The organism is Bordetella sp. 15P40C-2 (assembly GCF_009763235.1).
Classification (GTDB): Bacteria; Pseudomonadota; Gammaproteobacteria; order Burkholderiales; family Burkholderiaceae_B; genus Bordetella_A.
On sequence record NZ_WSJA01000014.1, the window covers coordinates 57273 to 78628 of the forward strand.

Genomic DNA, 21356 nt, shown 5'->3' on the forward strand with positions numbered 1-21356 from the left:
TTCCATCGTATGATATTCGGGACCTTTTCGCATGACCTAGCTCCCGATTTAGATGGACACCTACACCGTCGCAGCACCTGCAACGCTTAGCGTTTTGCAGCAGTTTCAAGCTTCCCTGAATGCATCGGATTCTGCCTTTGCGCATGAATCCGGCTCCCCCCAGTCTCCCGCCTCACTTCCTGGCTCGGCCCACGAACTCGCACAGTCCCTCGCCAAAGGGCTGATCGGCCACAACGCCATAGTCCCCGGACCGTTCGGACCCAAGCCGATGGTGTACGCCGACTATGTCGCCTCGGGTCGCGCGCTGATGCAAGTCGAGCAATTCGTGCTCGCACACGTGCTGCCTTACTACGCCAACTCACACACCGAAGCATCCTACTGTGGCGGCTACATCACGCGCCTGCGCCGCGAGGCGCGCGCGGCCATTGCTCGCTGCTGCGGCGCTTCGGCCGAGCATGCGGTGATCTTTGCAGGCTCTGGCGCGACCGCCGGGATCAACCGGCTGGTGAATCTGTTGGGCGTCAAGGCGGCGGTCGCCGAGGGCCGCGCGGCGCGCGTCATCATCGGCCCCTATGAGCACCATTCCAATATCCTGCCCTGGCGCGAAAGCGGCGCCGAATTGATCGTTCTGCCCGAATGCGAACACGGCGGTCCGGATCGCGACGCGCTGGCCGCTGCCTTGCAAGCGCCGGCCGGCACGCTTGTGATTTGCGCGTTTTCCGCCGCCTCTAACGTAACCGGCATCGTTGCCGACGTGGCCGGCATCACCCGCCAGGTCAAGCAGGCCGGCGCGAAAATGGTGTGGGACTATGCAGGCGGTGCGCCCTATTTGCCCATCACGATGATGCCCGATGCCGACTCGCCTATCGACGCTCTCGTTTTCTCGCCTCATAAATTCATCGGCGGCCCGGGCGCGTCCGGCGTACTCATCGTACGACGCGACGCCGTCACCACCGCCAAGCCCACGTGGGCCGGCGGTGGCACGGTGAAATTCGTATCGCCAACGGGCCATGACTACAGCGACAGCCTGGAATCGCGCGAGGAAGCCGGCACCCCCAACGTCATCGGCGACATTCGCGCGGCATTGGCGCTCTTGGTCAAGGAGTCCATCGGCGAAGCCTATTTCAAGGATCGGCAGACGCAATTAGTGCAGCGCGCGTTGGAAAAGTGGAAGGACGTGCCCAACCTGGAATTGCTGGGCTCCTTGACTGCGCAACGGCTGCCGATCTTTTCCTTCCGCGTGCGTCATCCCGCTGGCGGCCTCGTGCATCAACAGCTCGTCACCCGAATGCTAAGCGACCGTTTCGGCATTCAGGCCCGGGGTGGATGCGCGTGCGCCGGCCCGTATGTTCATGATCTGCTCGACATCGAGCCCGAAGAATCCGCGCGCATACGCGAGGCGATTCTGTCCGGCAACGAAATCGAAAAGCCAGGCTTCACGCGACTGAACCTGAGCATCCTGCTCGACGACGCCAAGGTCGATTTCATCCTGAATTCGGTCGCGACGCTGGCCGCTGATGCCTCGCAGTACGTGGATCAATATACATTCGATTCCAGCCGCGCGATCTTCACGCCGCTGCCGAATTGAGCGGGACTTTGATGCATTAAAAGTGTTGTTCGTAGACGCCAAATACGTGTTGTTACACCGCGCTTCGCCACGATGAGTATGATCAAAACGTTACCCACCGCCTGAGAGGAGTACACGTATGAGCATTATCATCATGATCATCGTTGGCTTTGTCGTCGGTCTGATCGCGCGTGCGATCATGCCCGGGGATCAATCCATGGGCATCATCATGACAACGATTCTAGGGATCATCGGCGCGGTCGTTGCCGGATTTTTAGGGCAGGCGATGGGGTGGTACGAGCCGGGCGAGCCCGCCGGATGGATTGGCTCGGTGGTAGGCGCCATCATCGTGCTGTTCGTCGTGGGTCTGGTGACGAAAAAACGAGCATAACGCACCAGTCTCGCGCCCACAGGCGCATGATTGCAAAAACGGGCGGCTTCTTCACGAAGCCGCCCGTTTTTATTTTCGGTACATAGCCGTCTCGCAACCTGCGCGCATGTCAGGGGCATGACGCTCCGGGCGCGTGGATGTACAAGCTGTACCCTTGCAATGAACAGCCTTTTCAGCGCCCCCCAGGTGCAACCGCAGCACCTGTGCTCTGCTCGGGCTGAGATGCGATGGTCGACTCCGTCCAGCCCCCGCCCAGCACCCGATACAAGGTCACGAGATTGGTCAAACGCGCGAGTCGCGTTTCGACCATGGTCCGTTGTGCCGTGTAGAGCGAACGCTGCGAATCCAACACACTCAGATAGTCGTCAATGCCTTGATCGAAACGGGATTGCGACAAGTCATATGCGCGCTGATAAGCAGCGACCAAGAGCCCCTGTGCTTCGATCTGATTTTCCAATGTGCCCTGCCCGGCCAAGGCGTCGGCGACTTCACGGAACGCAACCTGGATGGCGCGCTCATACTGCGCAATCTGGATGTTCTTGCGTACCTTGGCGACATCCAGTTCCGCTCGGAGCGCCCCACCGGCGAAAATCGGTACGGAGATCGATGGTGCAAAGCTCCACGCGCCGGATCCCGCATCAAACAAGCCGCCCAGACTGCTGCTGGCCGTACCGGCGCTGCCTGTCAGGCTGATCCTCGGGAAAAACGCGGCACGTGCCGCGCCGATATAGGCATTGGCGCCACGCAGCTGATGTTCGGCCGCGCGAATATCCGGCCGCCGCATCAACAAATCGGAAGGCAGGCCCGGGGGTAATGCCGCAGGCACCACGTTATCGGGCAGGGTCTTAGCCTGGTTCAATCTGGCAGCGATATCTTCCGGCAAAGGCTGACCCGCCAACAACACCAGTGCATTGCGGTCCTGGGCGACACGCCGCGTGTACTCCGCTTGATTACGCTGCGCGGTGCGCAACGAGGCCTCGGCCTGGCTGAGATCCAGCGCGGTCGCAACACCCAAGTCATAGCTTTGCTTGACGAGATCGTACGACTGTTGCTGCGAGGCCAGCGTCGACTGGGTCAGCGCCAGCAGCTCTTGATCGGCGCGCAGCGTTAAATAGGCAGAGGCGGTTTCCGCGATCAACGCCAACTGCGCGGCAATGCGGGTCTCATCCTGCGCCAGATAGTTCTCCAGCGCCTGATCGCTCAGGCTACGGATACGCCCAAACAGATCCAGTTCCCACGAAGCCGCGGCCCCGACCTGGTAGGACCGGTTGATGGCGCTGCTGCCCGTGCTGCTCAGATCCGCGGGCACACGCTGCACCGATCCCTCGCCACCCACGCCGACCGAAGGAAGAGCATCGGCACGTTGAATACGATATTGCGCGCGCGCCTGTTCCACATTCAATGCAGCAACGCGCAGATCCCGGTTCGCCGAAAGCGCCATCGAGATCAGTTGCTGTAGCAACGGGTCGGCATAGAAATCGCGCCACCCTATATCCGCGACTGGCGCCTGCGCGGCCGGCCCCTGAGCCGGACGGGGCGGCACATACGCCTCTCCCGTGGGATATGTGGCGCTGACGGGGGAGTCCGGCCGTTCGTAAGTCGGCGCCAACGAGCAGCCCGCCAGGGCCGCGGTCAGCGCGGCCAGCATAAAAGGTCGATGCATGATGGATGTCATTCTCACGATTGCCCCCCAGTATGACCGGGCAGCGGTGCGGGATGGGTGCCGGGGTGATTGCCGCCATCCTGGTCGTCATCGTCTTCCTCGGCCAGTCGCTCGCTCAGACGCTTGATTTTGAACGCCCTCAACATCACCACAAAGAACGCGGGCACAAAGAAGATCGCCAGGAACGTACCGGCCAACACGCCGCCGATCACGCCCGTACCAATCGCATGCTGGCTGCCCGAGCCCGCGCCGTTCGAAATGGCCAGCGGCACGACGCCCAGAATGAACGCCAACGAAGTCATCAAGATAGGACGCAAACGCTGGCGCGCGGCATGCACCGCCGCTTCGATCAGGCTGGCACCGGCCTCATAGTGGGCCTTGGCGAATTCGACGATCAGAATCGCGTTCTTCGCCGTCAGGCCGACGGTGGTCAGCAGACCCACCTGAAAGTACACGTCATTGGACAAGCCCCGCACCATCGTCGCCGCCAGCACGCCCACCACGCCCAACGGCACGGCCAGCATGACCGAGGTGGGAATCGCCCAACTCTCGTACAAAGCCGCCAGACACAAGAACACCACCAGCAGCGAGATCGCATACAAGGCAGGCGCCTGCGACCCGGACAAGCGTTCTTCGAACGACAACCCGGTCCACTGATACCCCACCCCGGTCGGCATGGTGGCAGCGATCCGTTCCATTTCTGCCATGGCATCGCCAGAGCTATAACCCGGCGCGGGACTGCCCTGGATGTTGAACGATGCCACGCCGTTAAAGCGATCCAGACGCGGCGGACCATAGATCCACTCGGCCGACGAGAAGGCGGAAAACGGCACCATCTCGCCACTGCTATTGCGCACATACCACTTGTTCAGATCCTCGGGCAGCATGCGCGAGTCGGGTTGACCCTGCACATACACCCGCTTGACGCGACCCCGGTCGAGAAAGTCGTTGACGTAGGAACTGCCCCAAGCCGTCGACAGCGTGCTGTTGATGTCAGCGATCGCCACGCCCAGCGCACGGGCCTTTTCCCGGTCGATATTCAACTGGTACTGCGGCTGATCGACCATGCCGTTCAAGCGCGTACCGACCAGGATAGGACTCTTGGCGGCCTCGGCCAGGAACTGGTCCCGCGCTTCGGCGAGCTTTTCATGCCCCAGACCGGCTCGGTCCATCAGCTGAAAATCAAAGCCCGACGCATTACCCAGCTCCATCACCGCGGGTGGCGCGAACGCGGCGACGCGGGCATCGTGCAAGTTCGTGGCGAAAAAGGCGTTCGCGCGTTGTGCCAGCGCCGCGACCTTCTGATCGGCGTTGGGCCGGTCCGCCCAGTCGCGCAGCTTGATGAACATGATGGCCGAGTTCTGACCACGTCCGCCAAAGCTAAAACCATGCACCGCAAACACCGATGCCACGACATCTTTCTCGTCCTCGAGCAGATACCGGGTTGCCTCACGCACCGTGGCACTGGTGCGCTCCGCAGTCGCCCCCGTGGGTGCCTGCACTTGGACAAACAGGATGCCCTGGTCTTCGTCGGGCAGAAAGGACGTTGGAATCTGCGTGAAGAGAAAGCCCATCCCCAGCACGAGCAGCGCGTAAATCACCATCAGGCGTTTCGTGCGTCCCAAGCCACGCGCGACCGAGTTGGCGTAGCGACGGTTAGAGCTCTCGAACATCCGGTTAAACCAACCGAAGAACCCTGTCTTGGCACCATGATGGCCCTTTGGAATCCGCTTGAGCATGGTCGCGCACAAGGCCGGCGTAAAGACGATCGCCACCAACACCGACAGCGTCATCGCCGCCACGATGGTGATGGAAAACTGTCGATAGATCACGCCCGTCGATCCGCCAAAAAACGCCATCGGCACAAACACCGCGGATAGCACCAGGCCGATACCTACCAGCGCACCCGTAATCTGCTCCATGGACTTGCGGGTGGCCTGCTTGGGCGACAAACCCTCCTCCGCCATCACGCGCTCGACGTTCTCGACCACCACGATCGCGTCATCCACCAGCAAACCGATCGCCAGCACCATGGCGAACATGGTGAGGGTATTGATGGTGTAGCCGAACGCCGCCAGTACCGCGAACGTGCCCAGCAGCACCACAGGCACAGCCAGCGTGGGAATCAGCGTGGCGCGGAAGTTCTGCAGGAACAGATACATCACGAGGAACACCAGGATGATGGCCTCGATCAGCGTATGAATGACGCTCTCGATCGACAGGGATACGAAGGGCGAGGTGTCATAGGGATAGACGACCTCCATCCCCGGCGGGAAATAAGGCTTCAGCCCTTCGATGGTCGCCCGCACGGCCTCGACCGTATCCAAGGCGTTCGCGCCGGGCGCGAGCTTGATGCCCAGACCCGTGGCGGGTGTGCCGTTATAGAAGCTGTCGATCGCGTAGTTCTGCGCGCCCAGCGACACGGTCGCCACATCGCGCAGTCGCACTTGCGATCCGTTCGGGTTGACCTTGAGCAGGATATCGCCGAACTCTTCGGCCGTCTGCAAACGCGTTGGCCCGATGATGGTGGCGTTCAACTGTTGGCCGCGCACCGAGGGCAAACCACCCAAGGCGCCAGAGGACACCTGCACGTTCTGCTCTTCGATCGCGCGCACCACATCGTTGGTGGTGAGCTGGAAGTTCAACAGCTTGGCCGGGTCCAGCCAGATCCGCATCGCGTACTGCGATCCAAATAGCTGAAAATCGCCCACGCCTTGCGTGCGGCTGATCGGGTCCTGCACGTTGGCGGCCACATAGTTGGCCAAGTCTTCCTTGGCCATGCTGCCGTCAGTCGAGATAAAGCCAGCAAAGATCAGGAAGTTCTTGGTCGCCTTGGTGACGCGGATACCTTGCTGCTGCACTTCGCGCGGCAACAAGGGTTGTGCCACCGCCAGCTTGTTCTGCACCTGCACCTGAGCCGTATCCGGATCGGTGCCCTGCTTGAACGTCAGCGTCACGCTCATGCTGCCGTCAGAGTTACTTTCCGACGTCATATAGCTCAGGTTATCGATGCCGTTCATCTGCTGCTCGATCACCTGAACCACGCTGTCTTGCACGGTCTGGGCGGACGCACCCGGGTAGTTCACCTGAATGCTGATCGCGGGCGGCGCGATATTCGGATACTGCGCCACCGGCAGCGCCAGGATCGACAGCACGCCCGCCAGCATCAGAACAATGGCGATGACCCAGGCAAAGACCGGCCGGTCAATAAAAAATTTGGCCATGCGGGCTCCTTACTTGGTCGCGCCAGCGGACGCGGGGGCAGCGGCCGCCGCGGCATTCCCGCCCTGGTGCTCGAAGGGCTTGGCCACCACTTCCACCCCGGGTCTGACGCTTTGCAGACCTTCGACGATGACGCGATCGCCGGCCTGCAAGCCCTCGGTAACCAGCCACTGATCGCCGATGGCGCGGTCGGTCTTGAGCGTACGCAATTCAACCTTGTCCTCGGCATTGACGACGAGCGCTGTGGCTTGGCCGCGCTGATTCCGCGTCACGCCCCGCTGGGGCACGAGCAAGCCTTCGGGCGCGACGCCTTCCAGGATGCGAGCGCGCACGAACATGCCCGGCAACAGCTTGTGGTCGGGATTCGGGAAGACCGCACGCAGTGTTACCGAGTCGGTACCTTCATCTACGGTGACTTCAGAGAACTCGAGTTTTCCTTCCAGGCTGTAGGGTTGGCCATTGGCCAACACCAAAGAAACCCGCGCCGAGTCCTTGCTCATGTCACGCTGCAACAAGCCACTCTCGATCGCATCGCGCAGGCGCAGCAGTTCGACGCTGGACTGTGTGACATCGACGTAAACGGGGTCGATCTGCTGAATAAAAGCCAACGGCTCGGCTTGATTGGCCGTCACCAGCGCCCCCTCGGTCACCGAGGACCGCCCGATAATGCCGTCGATGGGCGACAGGACTTGGGTGTAGACCAGATTGATCTGTGCGGTCTCCAGCGCCGCCTTGGCAGCCGCCACATCGGCCGCGGCTTGATCGCGGGCCGCCACGGCATCGTCATAGGCCTGCCGGCTGACTGCGCGCGTCTCGGTCAAGGGCTTATAGCGTTGCACCAACAGCGTGGCCGTCTTCAACTGCGCCTGCGCGCGCGCCAGCGCGGCTTTCTGGCTGTTGTAGCTGGCTTGATATAAGGCGGGGTCGATCTGATAAAGCGCCTGGTCAGCCTTGACCTGGCCACCCTCCGTGAATAACCGCTTCTTGATGATGCCGCTGACCTGCGGGCGAACCTCGGCCACGCGGTAGGGCGAAGCGCGGCCCGGCAGCTCCGTCGTCAGCACCACTGGCTGTGTGCGCAGCGTCACGACACTGACTTGCGGCTTGCCCGCGGGCGGTGGCTCGGCCTTCTCGCCACATGCCGACAGTACCAGCGTCGTCACAGCCAGAGTCAACAAAGCGGCGCCGCGCCGCAATCCAGAGCAATTCATACGATCCTTTCCGAGCTTTTTCTACCGGCCACCTTATGTGGTCGCCCGCCACTATCCGTGTGTGGTCCAGACGGACGCAGTGCAATATGTTGCACTGCGCAACGCGCTATTTTGCTTTATGCCAATTCAGAAACAAAGTAGGGACACGGCAAAACATCATCCCATATATGGAACAATCAACGATTCTTCACAACGACTAACTCACCAATGAAACGCCTGCAAGGGATGGAGCTCTTTGTCGAGGTAGCCAAAACCTGCAATTTTGGGCGCGCCGCTGACAATCTGGGCATCCCACGATCCACCTTGTCCCGACAGGTGGCAGAGCTGGAGCGTTCGCTAGGGCTGCAGCTGCTGAGCCGCACCACGCGTAAAGTCGAGCTGACTGAAGCGGGCAAGCTGTATTTCGAACGCTGCCAGCGCATCGTCGCCGAAGCCCAGGTGGCGCACGAAGAGCTACAGAATCTCGTACAGACGCCGTCGGGCCCCTTGCGCGTCAATATGCCCGCGGATTTCGGCACCGACTTTTTGGCAGAAGCGTTTCTCGAATTCGCCGAGCATTATCCCGAGGTCACGTTTTACCTGGACCTCGCCAGTCCCGAACATGCGGGACGCGTATTCCAGACCTGCGATATTTCCATCGAGATCGGCGCCCTGCCCGATTCCACGCAAATCGCACGCATGTTGGGGCGTCTGTCGGCGCATCTGTATGCCTCGCCCGAATACCTGGCGCGTCATGGCGTGCCTAAGCACCCCAGCGACTTGCAACACCATGAGTGTATCGAATTTCGCGCCGACAACGGTCGCGTCACCCGTTGGCCGCTCTCGCGCGAGGATGAGTATATCGAGATCACCCCGGGCAAGCGCTTTTCGGTCAATAGCATGGCGATGGTGCGCAGCCTGGCCTCGTTGGGCGCGGGTATCGCGATCCTGGGGCCGGCGCGCAGCGTGTTGCAAGACGTCGCCGAACAGCGCCTGCAACGGGTCTTGCCGGAATGGAGCGCCGGGCCCTTTCCCGTCTACGCCGTGACCGATACGCGTCTGCTGCCCGCCAAGACCCGGATATTTATCGAGTTTCTGATCGAACGACTGCGCGATGGACGCTTGATCTACCAGGAGGCGGCCGATTTGTCGCTGTAGGATGCAGGCCGCACAACACCGCGCATCTTGCGGTCAAGCCATCAGAACTGTTCATCGGGGCGTAGATAGCGCCATTGCCCAAGCGGCAAATCGCCCAGCCTCACCCGGCCAATGCGCACCCGTTTGAGACCCACCACGCGCAATCCGACCAGCTCGCACATACGGCGAATCTGGCGTTTTTTTCCTTCGCGCAGAATGAAGCAAAGCTGATCTTCGTTCTGCCACCGGACTTTTGCGGGACGCAGGGGCTTGCCATCGAGCGACAGTCCATGATTGAGCAGCGCCAGACCGCCCTCGCTAAGGCGTCCTTGCACGCGCACCAGATATTCCTTATCGACATCGGAGTCCTCGCCGATGAGCTGCCGCGCGATACGTCCGTCCTGCGTCAGCACCAAGAGCCCTTGCGAATCGATATCCAGCCGGCCAGCCACGGCCAGCCCCTGCAAATGACTGCGCGAAAAACGCAGCGGCGAGCGGTCGCGCGCATCTCGCGTGCGCGCGTCGATAAGCGCCGCAGCCGGGGTATAGCCTTTTTCGGCCTGGCCGGATACATAGCCGACGGGTTTATTGATCAGAATCGTCACGCGCGAGGTTTGCTGGGCTTTGGCCGCACGATCCAGCGTGATGACCTGATCCGGGAAAGCGCGCGCGCCGAGTTCGGATACCACGACGCCATCGACCTTTACCCAACCACGTTCGATGTAGCTGTCGGCCTCGCGACGCGAGCACAGGCCGCGTTCGGCCATCAATTTCGAGATTCTGACTTTTTCCATATGCCTGGTTGGTTGCGCCGGCGGCTCACGGTGTATCTGTGCGGGCCGACTGGCCGCTATTTTAGGCCCAGGCGGCAAGGCGCCCTGGAACCCACCGCGCAAGCGCACTGTCACGTCCGCCGGGCGCAGCGCTTGCGACACGTCCATCCGAACCTCCATCGCCCTCGTCCACTGCCCAGTCTTGGCATAATTAAGGGTATGACACAGACTCTTCCTCTCGCAGCGGGCTGGCACGGCCGCGTGCCGCCATCCTTATCACCGGCACACAAGTATTGGTTAATGCGCCCGGGCGCCTTGACGGCGGGCTTGCGGCAACTGGGCAAGATGGATCTGCGCGTGTTGCGCGAATACGCCGATGGTGCGCCGCTAGACGAGGCCCGGGCGATGGGCCTGGCGGTCAACACGCCGGTATGGATACGCGAAATCCTGATGTCGGTCGACGGCGTGGACAGTGTCGTGGCGCGCAGCCTCACGCCGCTCACCGCGTCGCACGGGGTTTGGCAAGGCATGCGTCGGCTGCTCACGCGTCCATTAGCCGACATGCTTTATCACGATCGTTCGATTGTGCGGTCACCCTTCGTGTGCCGGAGGCTGGCTTCGCCCGTACCCTTTTACGCGACGGCGCGTTCGGTGCAAACTGACGCCGATCTGCGCGCATTATGGGCTCGCCGTTCGGTATTCTGGCGCTATGGACAACCGCTACTGGTCGCGGAATGTTTTCTACCCGAATTCTGGGACCTGGCCACGCAGCAATGCTGAAATGATCTAGCGATCTTCATGCTATGTCCGGCTTCGCAGCGGCGCGGCGGATTTAGCGCCAGACCTCTGGCACGACCGTGACTTCGCCCTTCACGCTGGAGACAAAGGCTTCGCCGTCTTGCACGTTGATGTTGACGACCATGGTGCGTTCCGCCAGCGCGGCCAGCTCGCGCGTTTGCGCCGATGGCAAATGCATCACGCGCAGATTGCGCGCGCGTTCGAGTTTGTTGCGCACGCCTTCCCACCAGACAGAGCTGGCATGGCCGCCATAGCAGTACACCACCACCTGCTGCGCGCGTCCGCAAGCCTTGAGGATACGACGCTCGTCCGGCTGGCCGACTTCGATCCAGAGATCAATAGCGCCCGTCAGGTCTTTTAGCCAGACGTCGGGTTCATCCGTTTCGCTCAGTCCCTTGGTGAACGCCAGGCCATCTTGCGCGTGCAGGCCAAAGGCGAGCAATCGCACCATCATTCGTTCGTCGGTCTCCGAGGGATGACGCGCGATCGTCAGCGCGTGGCTGTCGTAATAGTGCCGATCCGTATCCGCGATATTCAGGTCGGCTTTGTAAATCGTCGCGCGCAGGGCCATGGCAGAGTCGACGGCATGACCGTCTTTAAAAAAGCGCTAATCATACCCGCTAGCTCCTAAGTGCTATGGCAGCCGCGGCGACATGGCGCGCTCACGGCCCAGGCGCCCCGCGAGCCATCGCGTTTCGCGATGGCCGGTTGACGATTCACGAATTGCCTCTTCGCGCTGCTTCTCCGAACATATGCGGCTAAAACCAGACATCAGGCCCAGCCAATCCGCCTGACCACTCGGAGACAGACATCGTGACCCTCCCCGACAAGGTTGACATCGTGGAAGTGGGGCTACGCGACGGGCTGCAGAGCGAGCCCGAGTTCGTGCCTACTGAAACCAAGGTCGAAATGCTCAACGCGCTCATCGATGCCGGCGTCCGGCATTTTGAGGCGACCTCGTTCGTATCGCCCCGCGCCGTGCCACAGCTGCGCGATGCCCAGGAGGTGCTCGCGGGCGTCCACAAACGACCCGGCGTCGTGCTGGCGGCGCTCGCGCCTAACCGCAAAGGCGTCGAGCGCGCGCTGCAGTCGCAAGCGGACGAGGTGGTAGTGTTTGTGTCGGCTTCGCAGACTCACAACCAAAAGAACCTGAACCGCCCCATCGAAAAGTCGCTGCAAGATATCGAAGAAATCGCCGAATTATTAGGCGATCAGCCGATGAAACGTAAAGGCGCAATCGCCGTCGCTTTCGGCTGCCCATTTGAGGGCGACGTGGATCTCGCCACGCTGAAGACGATTTTCCGCCAGTTTCATCGTTTGGGTTTCGATGGCGTGACGCTTGGTGACACCACCGGCATGGCCACCCCCGCATTGGTTCGCCGCACCGTCGAAGCGCTGCGGGCCGAAGCGCCGGACATGAACATCTCGCTGCACTTTCACAATACGCGAGGCATCGGACTGGTGAATGTGGTCGAAGGACTACGAGCAGGCATTACCTCGTATGAATCATCCCTAGGCGGACTGGGCGGCTGTCCCTTCGCGCCGGGAGCGACCGGCAATATCTGCACCGAAGATCTCGTCTATCTGTTAGACGAGATGGGCATTGATAGCGGGATCGATCTGCGCGCGCTGATCGACGTGGCGCAGCGGCTCGAACGTGTCATCGGCCGCAAGCTGCCCGGTCAGCTCATGAAGGCCGGGCCACGGCTACGGCTCTACGATGTCGAGGCGGTGGTATCGGCCGTGGGTTAGAAGCAAGACGCGCGCTAGATTCAATCTTTACGCTTTACGGAAAAGAAATACGCATATGCCGCTGACTGGAATCCGGGTACTCGACCTCACGCGCATTATTTCGGGGCCCTACTGCAGCTCGATCCTCGCTGACATGGGCGCCGAAGTCATTAAGATCGAACCGCCCGGCGAGGGCGATCCCGTGCGTCATCAGGGTGTCATCCGCAATGGCTTGAGCTGGTACTTCGCCAACTACAACCGCAACAAGCAATCTGTCACGCTAGATCTGTATAGCCAGGAAGGCAAAGATATTCTGCGTGCCCTGATCCCAAGCTGTGATGTGATCGTCGAAAATTACCGGCCGGGCATCATGGACAAGATGGGCTTTGGCGAGGCCGAACTAAAGGCTTTAAAACCCGACATCATTCACTGCAGCATCAATGGGTTCGGCACCTCCGGTCCCTATCGCGACCGGCCATCGTTCGACTTCATTGCCCAGGCCATGAGCGGATTCATGAGCCTCAATGGCGTAGAGGACGACCCGCCATTACGCGCAGGCCCGCCCATCAGCGATTTGGTGGCGGGCATGAATGGCGCGATTGGTATTCTGGCAGCGTTGTTGCGGCGCGAGCGCACGGGTAGGGGCGAGGCCATCAGCGTCAGCTTGCTCAGCAGCATGGTCGCCCTATTGAGCTTTCACGCCTCCAATTACTTTGCCGATGGCAAGATTCCAGCGCGCACGGGCAACGATCATGGCATCGTCGCTCCGTACGGCCTGTTCGCGACGGCTGACGGGCAGGTCGCCATCGCGCCGTCGAACGACACGATGTATTACAAGCTGCTGGACGCCCTCGATCTGCGGCACCTCCGGGAGGACCCCGCGTTTCGCACCAATGCGGATCGGATGCGCAACCGCGAAGCCATCAAGACCGTCGTCGAATCGCGCACCCGGGAAAACACCAGCCAGTATTGGATAGACCGGCTCAATGCCTTTGGCGTACCCTGCGGACAGGTGAAAAACATGCAGGAGGTCTTTGACGACCCGCAGGTTGTCGATCAGGAAATGATGATCTCGGTGCCTCACGAGAACGGCGACGAGGTGCGTATGCTCGGATTTCCCGTCAAATTCGATCAGGCCCCGTGCCGCATCAGTCGCCCGACGCCCGCATTAGGTGCCGATACTGACGCGGTATTGACATCATTAGGGTTATCTACCCAAGAGATCGAGTCGCTGCGCCAAGCCAAAAAGATTTAAGCCGGGCGTAGTATTACGCCATCATGAAACAACGCTGACACCGCATGATCAGCGCGAAAAACATCTAGGAGACAGACATCATGTTACGTCGCACCTTCCTCGCAAGCTGCTGCATGGCCTTGGCGCTACCCGCCTTCGCCCAAAACAACTATCCCGAGCAGCCCATCCGTATCATCGTGCCATTCACGCCGGGCGGCGGCACGGATTTTCTGTCGCGCACGGTGGCGGCGAAGCTCTCGGAATCGGCCAAATGGAATGTGGTGGCGGAAAACCGCGCGGGCGCGGGTGGCACGGTGGGCATTTCCGCTGCCGCGCGCGGGCGACCCGATGGCTACGAACTGGTCATGGGTCAAACCGACAACCTCGCCGTCGCGCCGTCGCTCTACAGCAAGTTGAGCTACGACCCGATCAATGATTTCCAGCCAATCGGTATCGTGGGCGAAGCGCCCCTCATCGTCGTCGCCGGAAAGAACAGCCCGTATAAAACGCTGGATGATCTGATCCAGGCGGCCAAAAAGGCCCCGGGCACGATTAATTATGGATCGCCGGGCGCCGGCACGATCACGCACTTGGCCGCTGAACTCCTGCAGCAAAAAGCCGGAATCAAGTTAGTGCATGTGCCTTATAAAGGTTCAGGGCCGGCGATGACGGACTTGCTGGGCGGCCAGGTGCCGGTGATTTTCACCTCTATTCCGTCATCGGCCCCACAGATCAAATCGCAAAGCGTGATCCCGCTTGCCGTCACGTCGCCCAAGCGCAGTCCCGCTATGCCCGACGTGCCTACCGTGGCCGAATTAGGCTACCCGGATTTCGATGTGCGTGTCTGGTATGGCCTGCTCGCACCGGCCAAGACCCCACAGCCCGTGATCGAAAAGGTAAACGCCGAGTTGAATAAAATCCTGGCGCTTCCCGATATTCAGAATGCGTTGGCGGCGCAAGGCGCAACCGCCATGCCCACCACCCCACAAGAATTTGCCGCAACGATCAAGAACGATCTGGGCAAATGGAAACCCGTGATCCAAGCCGCTAATTTGAAGCTGGATTAATCCCGGGTTCCATCACGCGCCAGCCCTAGGCCGCCACCCGCAGGTGGCGCTTGCCGCGCCTGGTAGGCGTCGCCGGCGGGCTGAGCAAGCTGCTTGGCACGCCGGCCAGCTCCGCCACCTCTCCACGCTGACTCAGCTGGCCCGGCAACACCCAACTCCTTCCATCCGAGCATTCGGACTCGCGAACTTGTTGGGCCAAACGCATCGCCTCGAATTCCGCACGCTCACGCGTCGAGCACATCAGCGGTGAAAAACGGGTGAAGCTGAACGTGCGCTCGCCATCGCGCCCGATCACTTCCACACATCCTCGGTATTGCCCCGCATCCATTTCATGAACCCGTGGGCGTATCGTATAGCTCACCGGGCAAGCAAACGCTGAATGAGTGTCCATAGCCGATCTCCCTAACGATGTCCTACGCTTTCAGGGTAGATCAGGATTACTGGAGAGGCGGTGCGGTTTTGCAATGTTTGAGGACGATTACCCTCGCGTTACATTCGCCATAATTCAAAACATGCCGCCATTCGTGGGGGCAAAGGCGGCTGTTCCGCCCCGCGATGCCCGCCATTTACCGGCCAGCGCCCCGCTGCCCACGACCCCGCGCTCGCGAGGACACGCTTTCGGCCACTTGCGCCGCCATGCTATGGCCTGTTGTCGCCGCGCCACGTTCCGGCTCATACACATTAACCGGTGCGGCGCTCTCCTGCAGCCCGCCAGGATTTGCTTCGCGCGGGCCACGCGATGGGTTGGGAGACAAGCGCCGACCGCGCTTGCGCTTGCTGGGTACCGTGGCGAAATCCGACGTATACAGATCCCAGCACGAGAAAAACAAGGCCGCCACCAAAGGCCCGATCACAAATCCGTTCAATCCGAACAGGCCCATGCCGCCCAACGTAGAAATCAACACCACGTAATCGGGCAGCTTGGTATCCTTGCCCACCAGCACGGGTCGCAACACGTTGTCGACCATGCCGATCACCAGCACGCCATAAAGCGCCAACGCAATGCCCTGCCATGTCGCGCCGCTGACCAAGAAATACACGGCGACCGGTCCCCAGACCAACCCCGCGCCGATCGCGGGCAGCAAGGACAAAAACGCCATCACCACGCCCCACAACACGGGACCCTGGATGCCCAGCACATAAAAGATCACACCGCCTAGTGCACCCTGAGCGGCCGCCACGGCAATATTGCCTTTAACCGTGGCCCGGATCACCGTGGTGAACTTGCGCAACAAAAGCATCTTGTGCCCGTCGTTCAAGGGAATCGCTTCTCTGACTCGCGCGGCGACAATCGAGCCATCGCGCAACAAGAAGAAAAGCAAATACAGCATCACGCCAAAACTCACGATGAACTCGGCCGTGTTCTGTCCGATGTTCACCGCCTGTGTGGCGAGAAATTGGCTTGCCTGCATGGCTCCTTCGGTAAGCCGGTCTTGCAGGCTGGATAAATCGCTCACGCCAAAGCGTGCCAGCATACTTTGCACGCTGGCAGGCATGGCATCGAGGATTTGCTGCACGTAAGAGCCGAAATTCAGGTTGCCGGACTTCACGCGCTCGTACAGATTGGCGCCCTCTTGCACCAGCGAGCCCGCGATGAAGATCACCGGCACGATGACAACGATGAGCACCACCAGCAATGAGATCGATGCCGCGACGTTACGCCGGCTGCCCAGTTTGGCGGCAATGCGCCGGTGAATGGGCGCAAATAGAATGGCCAGAATAGCGCCCCAGAATACGGCGCCGTAGAGTGGCCACAGGATCCAGGCAAAAGCGACCGAGACGGCCACCAAAAGAATAAGAAAGGGTCGGTAGTGCTGGCTAGAACCGTTCATGACGCGTGTTTCCAGGCGCGGCACCGGCCGCGGGTGCTCCATTGTACAAACGCCTGGCCATCGTCTTGGTCAATAAGATTGCAGTTAATGCAGCCGCGCCGTCGCCGCCTCGATCGCGTCGGTATGCCCGTTGAGTTTTTCCAGAAGCTGATTAAGATCGCGCTGTACCGACGGGTCGCGCACTGCGGCGGTATCTCCGTCGGTGATCAACTGATCAGCGTGCGCTTGCAGATAATCCGCGACCGATAAAGTGTCGTTGAGCGCGGCCAATGCCACCAGGGTCATGGCTTCGAGCTCCGCCATCGAAAAGGTGACCGTTTTATTGAAGGCTGCGTCGTAAACCGCCCGCAGATCCGCGGGTTGATCCCATTCTGCTTGCGACGCCCGCGCGCGTTCAACAGCGAGGCGCAGGGCCTGCAAGCCGTTGGTCAGGGCACGGCGATCGGCGCGCAAGATTTCGTGGCGCGCCTGGATCTGCGCGACCGACCCCAATCGCTCATGATCGAAGGTATTGGCCAGATGCAGTACCTGTGTCTGCGCCAGCGCTTGGAAATCGTTGAGCACTGCGTACTGTTCAGCGTACTGGCCCAATGCTTCGCGCTGGTTTTCATCGAGCTCCGGCACGCGCGCACCGGGCGCGTCCACCACTTGCGTCTGCAGCCAGGCGATAAACGCGGCGCGCTCCTCGGGCTCCTTGTTCGTACAAGCGACGAGAATCAGACTGGAAAACGCCAGCACGAGCAATCTATAGGCAATCCGCATGATGTTTGTTCTTTAATCTTTAACAAAATGGCTGATTCGCGCGGGGCAAATGGATGCATCGACCCCGGACGCGCGAGCCAGATGCCCTACCCTACAATATGTGAATGAATTCATCCACCACACCTCAACCAACCGACTCCCGCGAAACGCCGCCATGGGGCTACACGCATCCCGATTGCAAAGGCTCGTCCGCGTTTCTATTTTTCGTCTCTGACCTTGCGCGCGTGGTCAACGAGGCACTGTCCGGCCGCGCGCTGGACAATGCCAGCATGACGGTCGCGCAAGACGCGGTCGATGCCCTGGTTCAAAAATACATCGACATCGAAGCCGCTCCCGCCGCCTTCCGCGGACAACGCATCTTGTTGAAGCTGGAACCGGCCCAAGGTGGCCGCGGCCCGCAGGTGGCGTTGCAGATGTCCCCCGAGTTGGAAGATCAGATCATCGAGGCGCAACGTCTCGCTCAGCATCAAAGCGCGTTAAAGCAGTAATTTTTACCCTGGCCCGATGGGTCAGGGCAGAAAATGCTTGCGCGATCTATCGCTTTTCGATAAAATTTAAAAAATGCTGTTCAGGCGCCCTGGGTTGGTCAGGCAATAATGCCGACCTACTACTAAAACCCATATGTAACCCGGGTAGCCCTACGCGAATACCACGTGTGTGTTTCGCACATAACGCGCTGGGCGCGTTTCACCCCTTCAGCTTGAAATTCTTCCCCGCTTTCACCCGGGGACTGCCGTAGCATCTTGTCTGTTGCTCATCCTGGGCACGATGATTGCTATAGCCGGATGGCTGTCCTTGCCTGGCTCTTTTTGAAGTCCGTTGAGGCCTGTCATCGCATTTCCATAATGACAATTCAAAATAGGATCATCATGACTCAAACCATTCGCCCCATCACCCCGTCGGATCTGCTGCCCCGCCGCGCCAAGAGCCAAATCGACCAAACGCCCATCCATATCGGCGACACCGTCGTTTTGCGCCCGGCCAATGGCCCGGATATCCGCGCCACGGTGATTTACAACGCGCCCATCAACGGCACGGTCACGTATACGACAGACGTCGTTCGTTGCGGCCGCCCCGATCAGCCGGGCATGCGCATCCGCTTCCGTCACGAACATGTTCATCGCATCGAGTCGGTACGCCAGGCTGCTGCTTAATATCGCTATGGCGGGCCACGTGCCCGCTTGGTGTTCTACTGCCGTAGTTTGCGCGGCCCCGAGTCGGTCGGATGACCGATTTTTTGCGTTCCGGCAGCGTGATAAAGTGACCTCCTCTTAATTGAGTATGTCCACGTCATGCCGTCACCTCGCTCAAGCGTCCGGATCTGGGACCTTCCCACACGTCTATTCCATTGGGCATTAGCCGTCTGCGTCATCGGCGCGTACGTGAGCGTAAAGCTCGGCGGCTTATACATGGACTGGCATGTACGGTTTGGTCTTGCCACGCTCGGACTGGTGACCTTCCGTTTGATCTGGGGCTTCGTTGGGCCGCGTTACGCGCGTTTTTCCAGCTTTGTGCGCGGCCCTGCCGCGCTCGGCCGTTATCTGCGTGGCCAAGCCCCTGTCGCGGGACATACTCCGCTGGGCGCCCTCTCGGTGATCGCCATGCTGGCCATCATTGCGTTTCAGGCCGTCAGCGGTCTTTTTGTGAGCGACGACATCCTGACCCAAGGCCCGCTCCATGGGCGCGCGCCCGAAGCACTGGCATCATGGTTCGCGTCTTGGCACCACCGCAATGAATGGATCATCGTGGGCCTGGTGGCGCTGCATCTTTGCGCCATACTCTGGTACGTCTGCGTGAGGCGCAAACGTCTGGTGCGTCCAATGATCACAGGCGATGCCCAAACCACCGACCTGCCGCCTGGCACGCCGCCCTCACAAGACGGGCCCACGCTGTGGATGCGCGCGCTTGTGGTTGCGGCCCTCGCCACGGCACTCGTGCTGTGGATCCAGTCATTGGAATTGGTGGCGGACTTTAGCTTTTCTTAACCCGCGCCCCAAATCAGTGATGATGAAAAAAACCCCGTGATGTTCTCACGGGGTTTTTGGTCTGTTATTTCTTCGCGCGGTAGCTGTCGTGGCAGGACTTGCAGCTCGCGCCGACGTTGCCAAACGCGGCGCGCACTTTATCCAGATCGCCGGAATCCGCCGCCGTCTGCAGCTTGGCGATGTTTTCCTTGAAAGCATCGCGTTTTTGCGCAAAGCCGGCTGCGTCGGACCAGACCTCGGGCCGCGCGTCGCCGCCTTCCGTGCCGGGACCGAAGGCGGCCCAGGGCAGTTCGGATAGCGTGCTGAGCAGCTTCACATTGTTTTTGATCGCCTCGGCGTCATAGGGGGCCTGCCCTTTGACGACTGGCTGCATGCGGCCAAAATGCGATGCGATAAGGGTCAGCGCCGCTTGGCGATACTTCACCGCATCGGCCGGCTTGGCGAATTGCGCCACGGCCGGAGCCGTCCACGAGGACAAGGCAATCGTACAAGCCGCGATGGCCAGCGCTGGAAACGACTTCATGGAAACCTCCGGAAAAAAGAGGGCCGACATACGCCGGCCCAGATCATTCATGCCCTGACGGCAGCAGTGACTATACCGCGCGACTAGACTTCGCGCGCGAGTTTCGCGGCCAGGCCAATGTAGGAACGCGGCGTCATCTCCAACAGGCGCGCACGGGCGTCATCAGGCAATTCCAGACCGCTGATGAATTCGCGCAACGCCGATTCAGTAATGCCCTTGCCACGCGTGAGCGCCTTGAGCTGCTCGTACGGTTGCGGCAGGCCATAACGGCGCATGACCGTTTGCACGGGCTCGGCCAGGACTTCCCAGCAGGCGTCGATATCGGCGTCGATGACAGCGGCGTTGACTTCCAGTTTGCCCAGACCACGCAGGCAGGAATCCCAAGCCACCAGGCTATAGCCGAAGCCCACGCCCAGGTTACGCAACACCGTCGAATCGGTCAGGTCACGCTGCCAGCGCGAGACGGGCAACTTCTCCGAGAGGTGACGCAGCACGGCGTTGGCCAGGCCCAGGTTGCCTTCGGAGTTTTCGAAGTCGATCGGGTTGACCTTGTGCGGCATGGTCGACGAACCGACCTCGCCTTCTTTCAGGCGCTGTTTGAAATAACCCAGCGACACATAGCCCCAGATGTCACGGTCCAGATCCAGGATGATGACATTGGCGCGAGCCACGGCATCGAACAGCGCCGCCATCCAGTCGTGCGGCTCGATCTGGATGGTGTGACGGTTCTGGGTCAGGCCCAGGCCGTTCAACACGCGGGCGCTAAAGGCCGGCCAGTCGATTTCCGGGTAAGCGGACAGGTGGGCGTTGTAGTTGCCGGTCGCGCCATTGAGCTTGGCCAGGGGCTCGACAGCCTCGATGGCGGCGATGGCGCGTTGCAGACGGGCGGCCACGTTGGCGAATTCCTTGCCCAGCGTGGTGGGGCTGGCCGGCTGGCCGTGGGTGCGCGACAGCAGCGGCTGGTCGGCCTGTTGCTGCGCCATCTCGTTGAGCTTGTCGGCGATCTCGCGCAGGCGCGGCACGATGACATCGGCGCGGGCGCGCTTGAGCATCAAGGCGTGCGAGGTATTGTTGATGTCCTCGGACGTGCAGGCAAAGTGGATGAATTCCGCGGCGCGGGCGAGTTCTTCGTCACCGGCGACCTTTTCTTTCAGCCAGTACTCGACCGCCTTGACGTCATGGTTCGTCGTGCGCTCGATATCTTTGATACGCGCGGCGTCAGCCTCGGAGAAATCGCTCACCAACTGGGCAAGACGGTCACGGGCGCCTTGCGAAAAGCTAGGCAATTCGGGCAGGCCGGCGTCGGACAAGGCGACCAGCCAGGCGACTTCCACCTCGACGCGGTGCGCCATGAAGCCGGCTTCGGACAACAGGCCGCGCAGCGCGTCGCCGCGCGATGCATAGCGGCCGTCCAGCGGCGAAAGAGCGTTAAGATGACTGATCTGGTCGGCGATATGCATGGCGTTGTGAAAAAAAGTAAA

The 21356-nt window shown here is 60.8% G+C and carries 20 protein-coding genes; 10 read left to right on the forward strand and 10 right to left on the reverse strand.

Annotated features, from left to right (window positions below):
* The first annotated feature begins 52 nt into the window (after window positions 1-52).
* Together GOQ25_RS05855 and GOQ25_RS05860 are read left to right on the forward strand one after the other, a co-directional pair.
* The gene (locus GOQ25_RS05855) at window positions 53-1588 is read left to right on the forward strand and encodes an aminotransferase class V-fold PLP-dependent enzyme (protein WP_160349522.1); all 1536 of its coding nucleotides are present in this window, start codon (window positions 53-55) and stop codon (window positions 1586-1588) included.
* A 118-nt stretch (window positions 1589-1706) separates the two neighbouring features.
* Window positions 1707-1958, forward strand: coding sequence for a GlsB/YeaQ/YmgE family stress response membrane protein (locus GOQ25_RS05860; protein WP_160349523.1), 252 nt, complete (start codon window positions 1707-1709; stop codon window positions 1956-1958).
* 172 nt (window positions 1959-2130) lie between these two features.
* Here GOQ25_RS05860 and GOQ25_RS05865 read toward each other — a convergent pair whose 3' ends face one another.
* The 3 genes from GOQ25_RS05865 to GOQ25_RS05875 are packed head-to-tail and all read right to left on the reverse strand — an operon-like array spanning window position 2131 to window position 8054.
* Window positions 2131-3621, reverse strand: a complete 1491-nt coding sequence (locus GOQ25_RS05865; protein WP_160349524.1) for an efflux transporter outer membrane subunit — start codon at window positions 3619-3621, stop codon at window positions 2131-2133.
* A 14-nt stretch (window positions 3622-3635) separates the two neighbouring features.
* Window positions 3636-6845, reverse strand: a complete 3210-nt coding sequence (locus GOQ25_RS05870) for an efflux RND transporter permease subunit (protein WP_160349525.1) — start codon at window positions 6843-6845, stop codon at window positions 3636-3638.
* Window positions 6846-6854: 9 nt separating this feature from the next.
* Complete coding sequence (locus tag GOQ25_RS05875) at window positions 6855-8054, reverse strand: efflux RND transporter periplasmic adaptor subunit (protein ID WP_160349526.1); 1200 nt, start codon at window positions 8052-8054, stop codon at window positions 6855-6857.
* A gap of 207 nt (window positions 8055-8261) precedes the next feature.
* On the opposite strand from GOQ25_RS05875, the gene GOQ25_RS05880 reads away from it, so the two are divergent.
* The gene (locus GOQ25_RS05880) at window positions 8262-9191 is read left to right on the forward strand and encodes a LysR family transcriptional regulator (protein WP_236844499.1); all 930 of its coding nucleotides are present in this window, start codon (window positions 8262-8264) and stop codon (window positions 9189-9191) included.
* Window positions 9192-9232: 41 nt separating this feature from the next.
* Here the strand turns inward: GOQ25_RS05880 and GOQ25_RS05885 are convergent, their stop codons facing one another.
* Window positions 9233-9964, reverse strand: coding sequence for a pseudouridine synthase (locus tag GOQ25_RS05885; protein WP_160349527.1), 732 nt, complete (start codon window positions 9962-9964; stop codon window positions 9233-9235).
* 198 nt (window positions 9965-10162) lie between these two features.
* Between GOQ25_RS05885 and GOQ25_RS05890 the strand changes: the two genes are divergently transcribed.
* Window positions 10163-10723 (forward strand): chorismate lyase, encoded by a 561-nt coding sequence (locus tag GOQ25_RS05890; RefSeq protein WP_160349528.1) that lies wholly within the window; start codon window positions 10163-10165, stop codon window positions 10721-10723.
* Window positions 10724-10775: 52 nt separating this feature from the next.
* Here GOQ25_RS05890 and GOQ25_RS05895 read toward each other — a convergent pair whose 3' ends face one another.
* Window positions 10776-11312 carry a YaeQ family protein gene (locus GOQ25_RS05895; RefSeq protein WP_160349529.1) on the reverse strand — a complete coding sequence of 179 codons (537 nt, stop codon included), beginning with the start codon at window positions 11310-11312 and terminating at the stop codon, window positions 10776-10778.
* A gap of 242 nt (window positions 11313-11554) precedes the next feature.
* Between GOQ25_RS05895 and GOQ25_RS05900 the strand changes: the two genes are divergently transcribed.
* The 3 genes from GOQ25_RS05900 to GOQ25_RS05910 all read left to right on the forward strand — a co-directional run bounded on the left by GOQ25_RS05900 (window position 11555) and on the right by GOQ25_RS05910 (window position 14773).
* Window positions 11555-12493, forward strand: coding sequence for a hydroxymethylglutaryl-CoA lyase (locus tag GOQ25_RS05900; protein WP_160349530.1), 939 nt, complete (start codon window positions 11555-11557; stop codon window positions 12491-12493).
* Between the two features lie 55 nt (window positions 12494-12548).
* Entirely contained in the window at window positions 12549-13727 is a 1179-nt protein-coding gene (locus tag GOQ25_RS05905) for a CaiB/BaiF CoA-transferase family protein (RefSeq protein WP_160349531.1), read from the forward strand.
* An 80-nt stretch (window positions 13728-13807) separates the two neighbouring features.
* Complete coding sequence (locus tag GOQ25_RS05910) at window positions 13808-14773, forward strand: tripartite tricarboxylate transporter substrate binding protein (RefSeq protein ID WP_160349532.1); 966 nt, start codon at window positions 13808-13810, stop codon at window positions 14771-14773.
* 25 nt (window positions 14774-14798) lie between these two features.
* On the opposite strand, the gene GOQ25_RS05915 is transcribed toward GOQ25_RS05910, so the two are convergent.
* The 3 genes from GOQ25_RS05915 to GOQ25_RS05925 all read right to left on the reverse strand — a co-directional run bounded on the left by GOQ25_RS05915 (window position 14799) and on the right by GOQ25_RS05925 (window position 17367).
* Window positions 14799-15164 (reverse strand): hypothetical protein, encoded by a 366-nt coding sequence (locus GOQ25_RS05915; protein ID WP_160349533.1) that lies wholly within the window; start codon window positions 15162-15164, stop codon window positions 14799-14801.
* A gap of 175 nt (window positions 15165-15339) precedes the next feature.
* Complete coding sequence (locus GOQ25_RS05920; RefSeq protein WP_160349534.1) at window positions 15340-16605, reverse strand: AI-2E family transporter; 1266 nt, start codon at window positions 16603-16605, stop codon at window positions 15340-15342.
* An 84-nt stretch (window positions 16606-16689) separates the two neighbouring features.
* A complete protein-coding gene (locus GOQ25_RS05925) occupies window positions 16690-17367 on the reverse strand; it encodes a DUF3053 family protein (RefSeq protein WP_160349535.1) in 678 nt (225 codons plus the stop codon).
* 104 nt (window positions 17368-17471) lie between these two features.
* Between GOQ25_RS05925 and GOQ25_RS05930 the strand changes: the two genes are divergently transcribed.
* From GOQ25_RS05930 to GOQ25_RS05940, 3 genes are all read left to right on the forward strand, one after another.
* On the forward strand, window positions 17472-17855 hold the full coding sequence (locus GOQ25_RS05930) for a hypothetical protein (protein ID WP_160349536.1): 384 nt from the start codon (window positions 17472-17474) through the stop codon (window positions 17853-17855).
* 381 nt (window positions 17856-18236) lie between these two features.
* Window positions 18237-18521, forward strand: a complete 285-nt coding sequence (locus GOQ25_RS05935; RefSeq protein WP_160349537.1) for a hypothetical protein — start codon at window positions 18237-18239, stop codon at window positions 18519-18521.
* Window positions 18522-18659: 138 nt separating this feature from the next.
* Window positions 18660-19352 carry a cytochrome b/b6 domain-containing protein gene (locus GOQ25_RS05940; protein WP_160349538.1) on the forward strand — a complete coding sequence of 231 codons (693 nt, stop codon included), beginning with the start codon at window positions 18660-18662 and terminating at the stop codon, window positions 19350-19352.
* Between the two features lie 64 nt (window positions 19353-19416).
* On the opposite strand, the gene GOQ25_RS05945 is transcribed toward GOQ25_RS05940, so the two are convergent.
* Window positions 19417-19875, reverse strand: a complete 459-nt coding sequence (locus GOQ25_RS05945; RefSeq protein ID WP_160349539.1) for a cytochrome c — start codon at window positions 19873-19875, stop codon at window positions 19417-19419.
* 83 nt (window positions 19876-19958) lie between these two features.
* On the reverse strand, window positions 19959-21335 hold the full coding sequence (gene purB, locus GOQ25_RS05950) for an adenylosuccinate lyase (protein WP_160349540.1): 1377 nt from the start codon (window positions 21333-21335) through the stop codon (window positions 19959-19961).
* Window positions 21336-21356: the final 21 nt, after the last annotated feature.

Coding starts and splice junctions, on each gene's coding strand:
- GOQ25_RS05855 (WP_160349522.1), top strand. CDS start 53: ATGGACACCTACACCGTCGCAGCACCTGCAACGCTTAGCGTTTTGCAG.
- GOQ25_RS05860 (WP_160349523.1), top strand. CDS start 1,707: ATGAGCATTATCATCATGATCATCGTTGGCTTTGTCGTCGGTCTGATC.
- GOQ25_RS05865 (WP_160349524.1), bottom strand. CDS start 3,621: ATGCATCGACCTTTTATGCTGGCCGCGCTGACCGCGGCCCTGGCGGGC.
- GOQ25_RS05870 (WP_160349525.1), bottom strand. CDS start 6,845: ATGGCCAAATTTTTTATTGACCGGCCGGTCTTTGCCTGGGTCATCGCC.
- GOQ25_RS05875 (WP_160349526.1), bottom strand. CDS start 8,054: ATGAATTGCTCTGGATTGCGGCGCGGCGCCGCTTTGTTGACTCTGGCT.
- GOQ25_RS05880 (WP_236844499.1), top strand. CDS start 8,262: ATGAAACGCCTGCAAGGGATGGAGCTCTTTGTCGAGGTAGCCAAAACC.
- GOQ25_RS05885 (WP_160349527.1), bottom strand. CDS start 9,964: ATGGAAAAAGTCAGAATCTCGAAATTGATGGCCGAACGCGGCCTGTGC.
- GOQ25_RS05890 (WP_160349528.1), top strand. CDS start 10,163: ATGACACAGACTCTTCCTCTCGCAGCGGGCTGGCACGGCCGCGTGCCG.
- GOQ25_RS05895 (WP_160349529.1), bottom strand. CDS start 11,312: ATGGCCCTGCGCGCGACGATTTACAAAGCCGACCTGAATATCGCGGAT.
- GOQ25_RS05905 (WP_160349531.1), top strand. CDS start 12,549: ATGCCGCTGACTGGAATCCGGGTACTCGACCTCACGCGCATTATTTCG.
- GOQ25_RS05910 (WP_160349532.1), top strand. CDS start 13,808: ATGTTACGTCGCACCTTCCTCGCAAGCTGCTGCATGGCCTTGGCGCTA.
- GOQ25_RS05915 (WP_160349533.1), bottom strand. CDS start 15,164: ATGGACACTCATTCAGCGTTTGCTTGCCCGGTGAGCTATACGATACGC.
- GOQ25_RS05920 (WP_160349534.1), bottom strand. CDS start 16,605: ATGAACGGTTCTAGCCAGCACTACCGACCCTTTCTTATTCTTTTGGTG.
- GOQ25_RS05925 (WP_160349535.1), bottom strand. CDS start 17,367: ATGCGGATTGCCTATAGATTGCTCGTGCTGGCGTTTTCCAGTCTGATT.
- GOQ25_RS05930 (WP_160349536.1), top strand. CDS start 17,472: ATGAATTCATCCACCACACCTCAACCAACCGACTCCCGCGAAACGCCG.
- GOQ25_RS05935 (WP_160349537.1), top strand. CDS start 18,237: ATGACTCAAACCATTCGCCCCATCACCCCGTCGGATCTGCTGCCCCGC.
- GOQ25_RS05940 (WP_160349538.1), top strand. CDS start 18,660: ATGCCGTCACCTCGCTCAAGCGTCCGGATCTGGGACCTTCCCACACGT.
- GOQ25_RS05945 (WP_160349539.1), bottom strand. CDS start 19,875: ATGAAGTCGTTTCCAGCGCTGGCCATCGCGGCTTGTACGATTGCCTTG.
- purB (WP_160349540.1), bottom strand. CDS start 21,335: ATGCATATCGCCGACCAGATCAGTCATCTTAACGCTCTTTCGCCGCTG.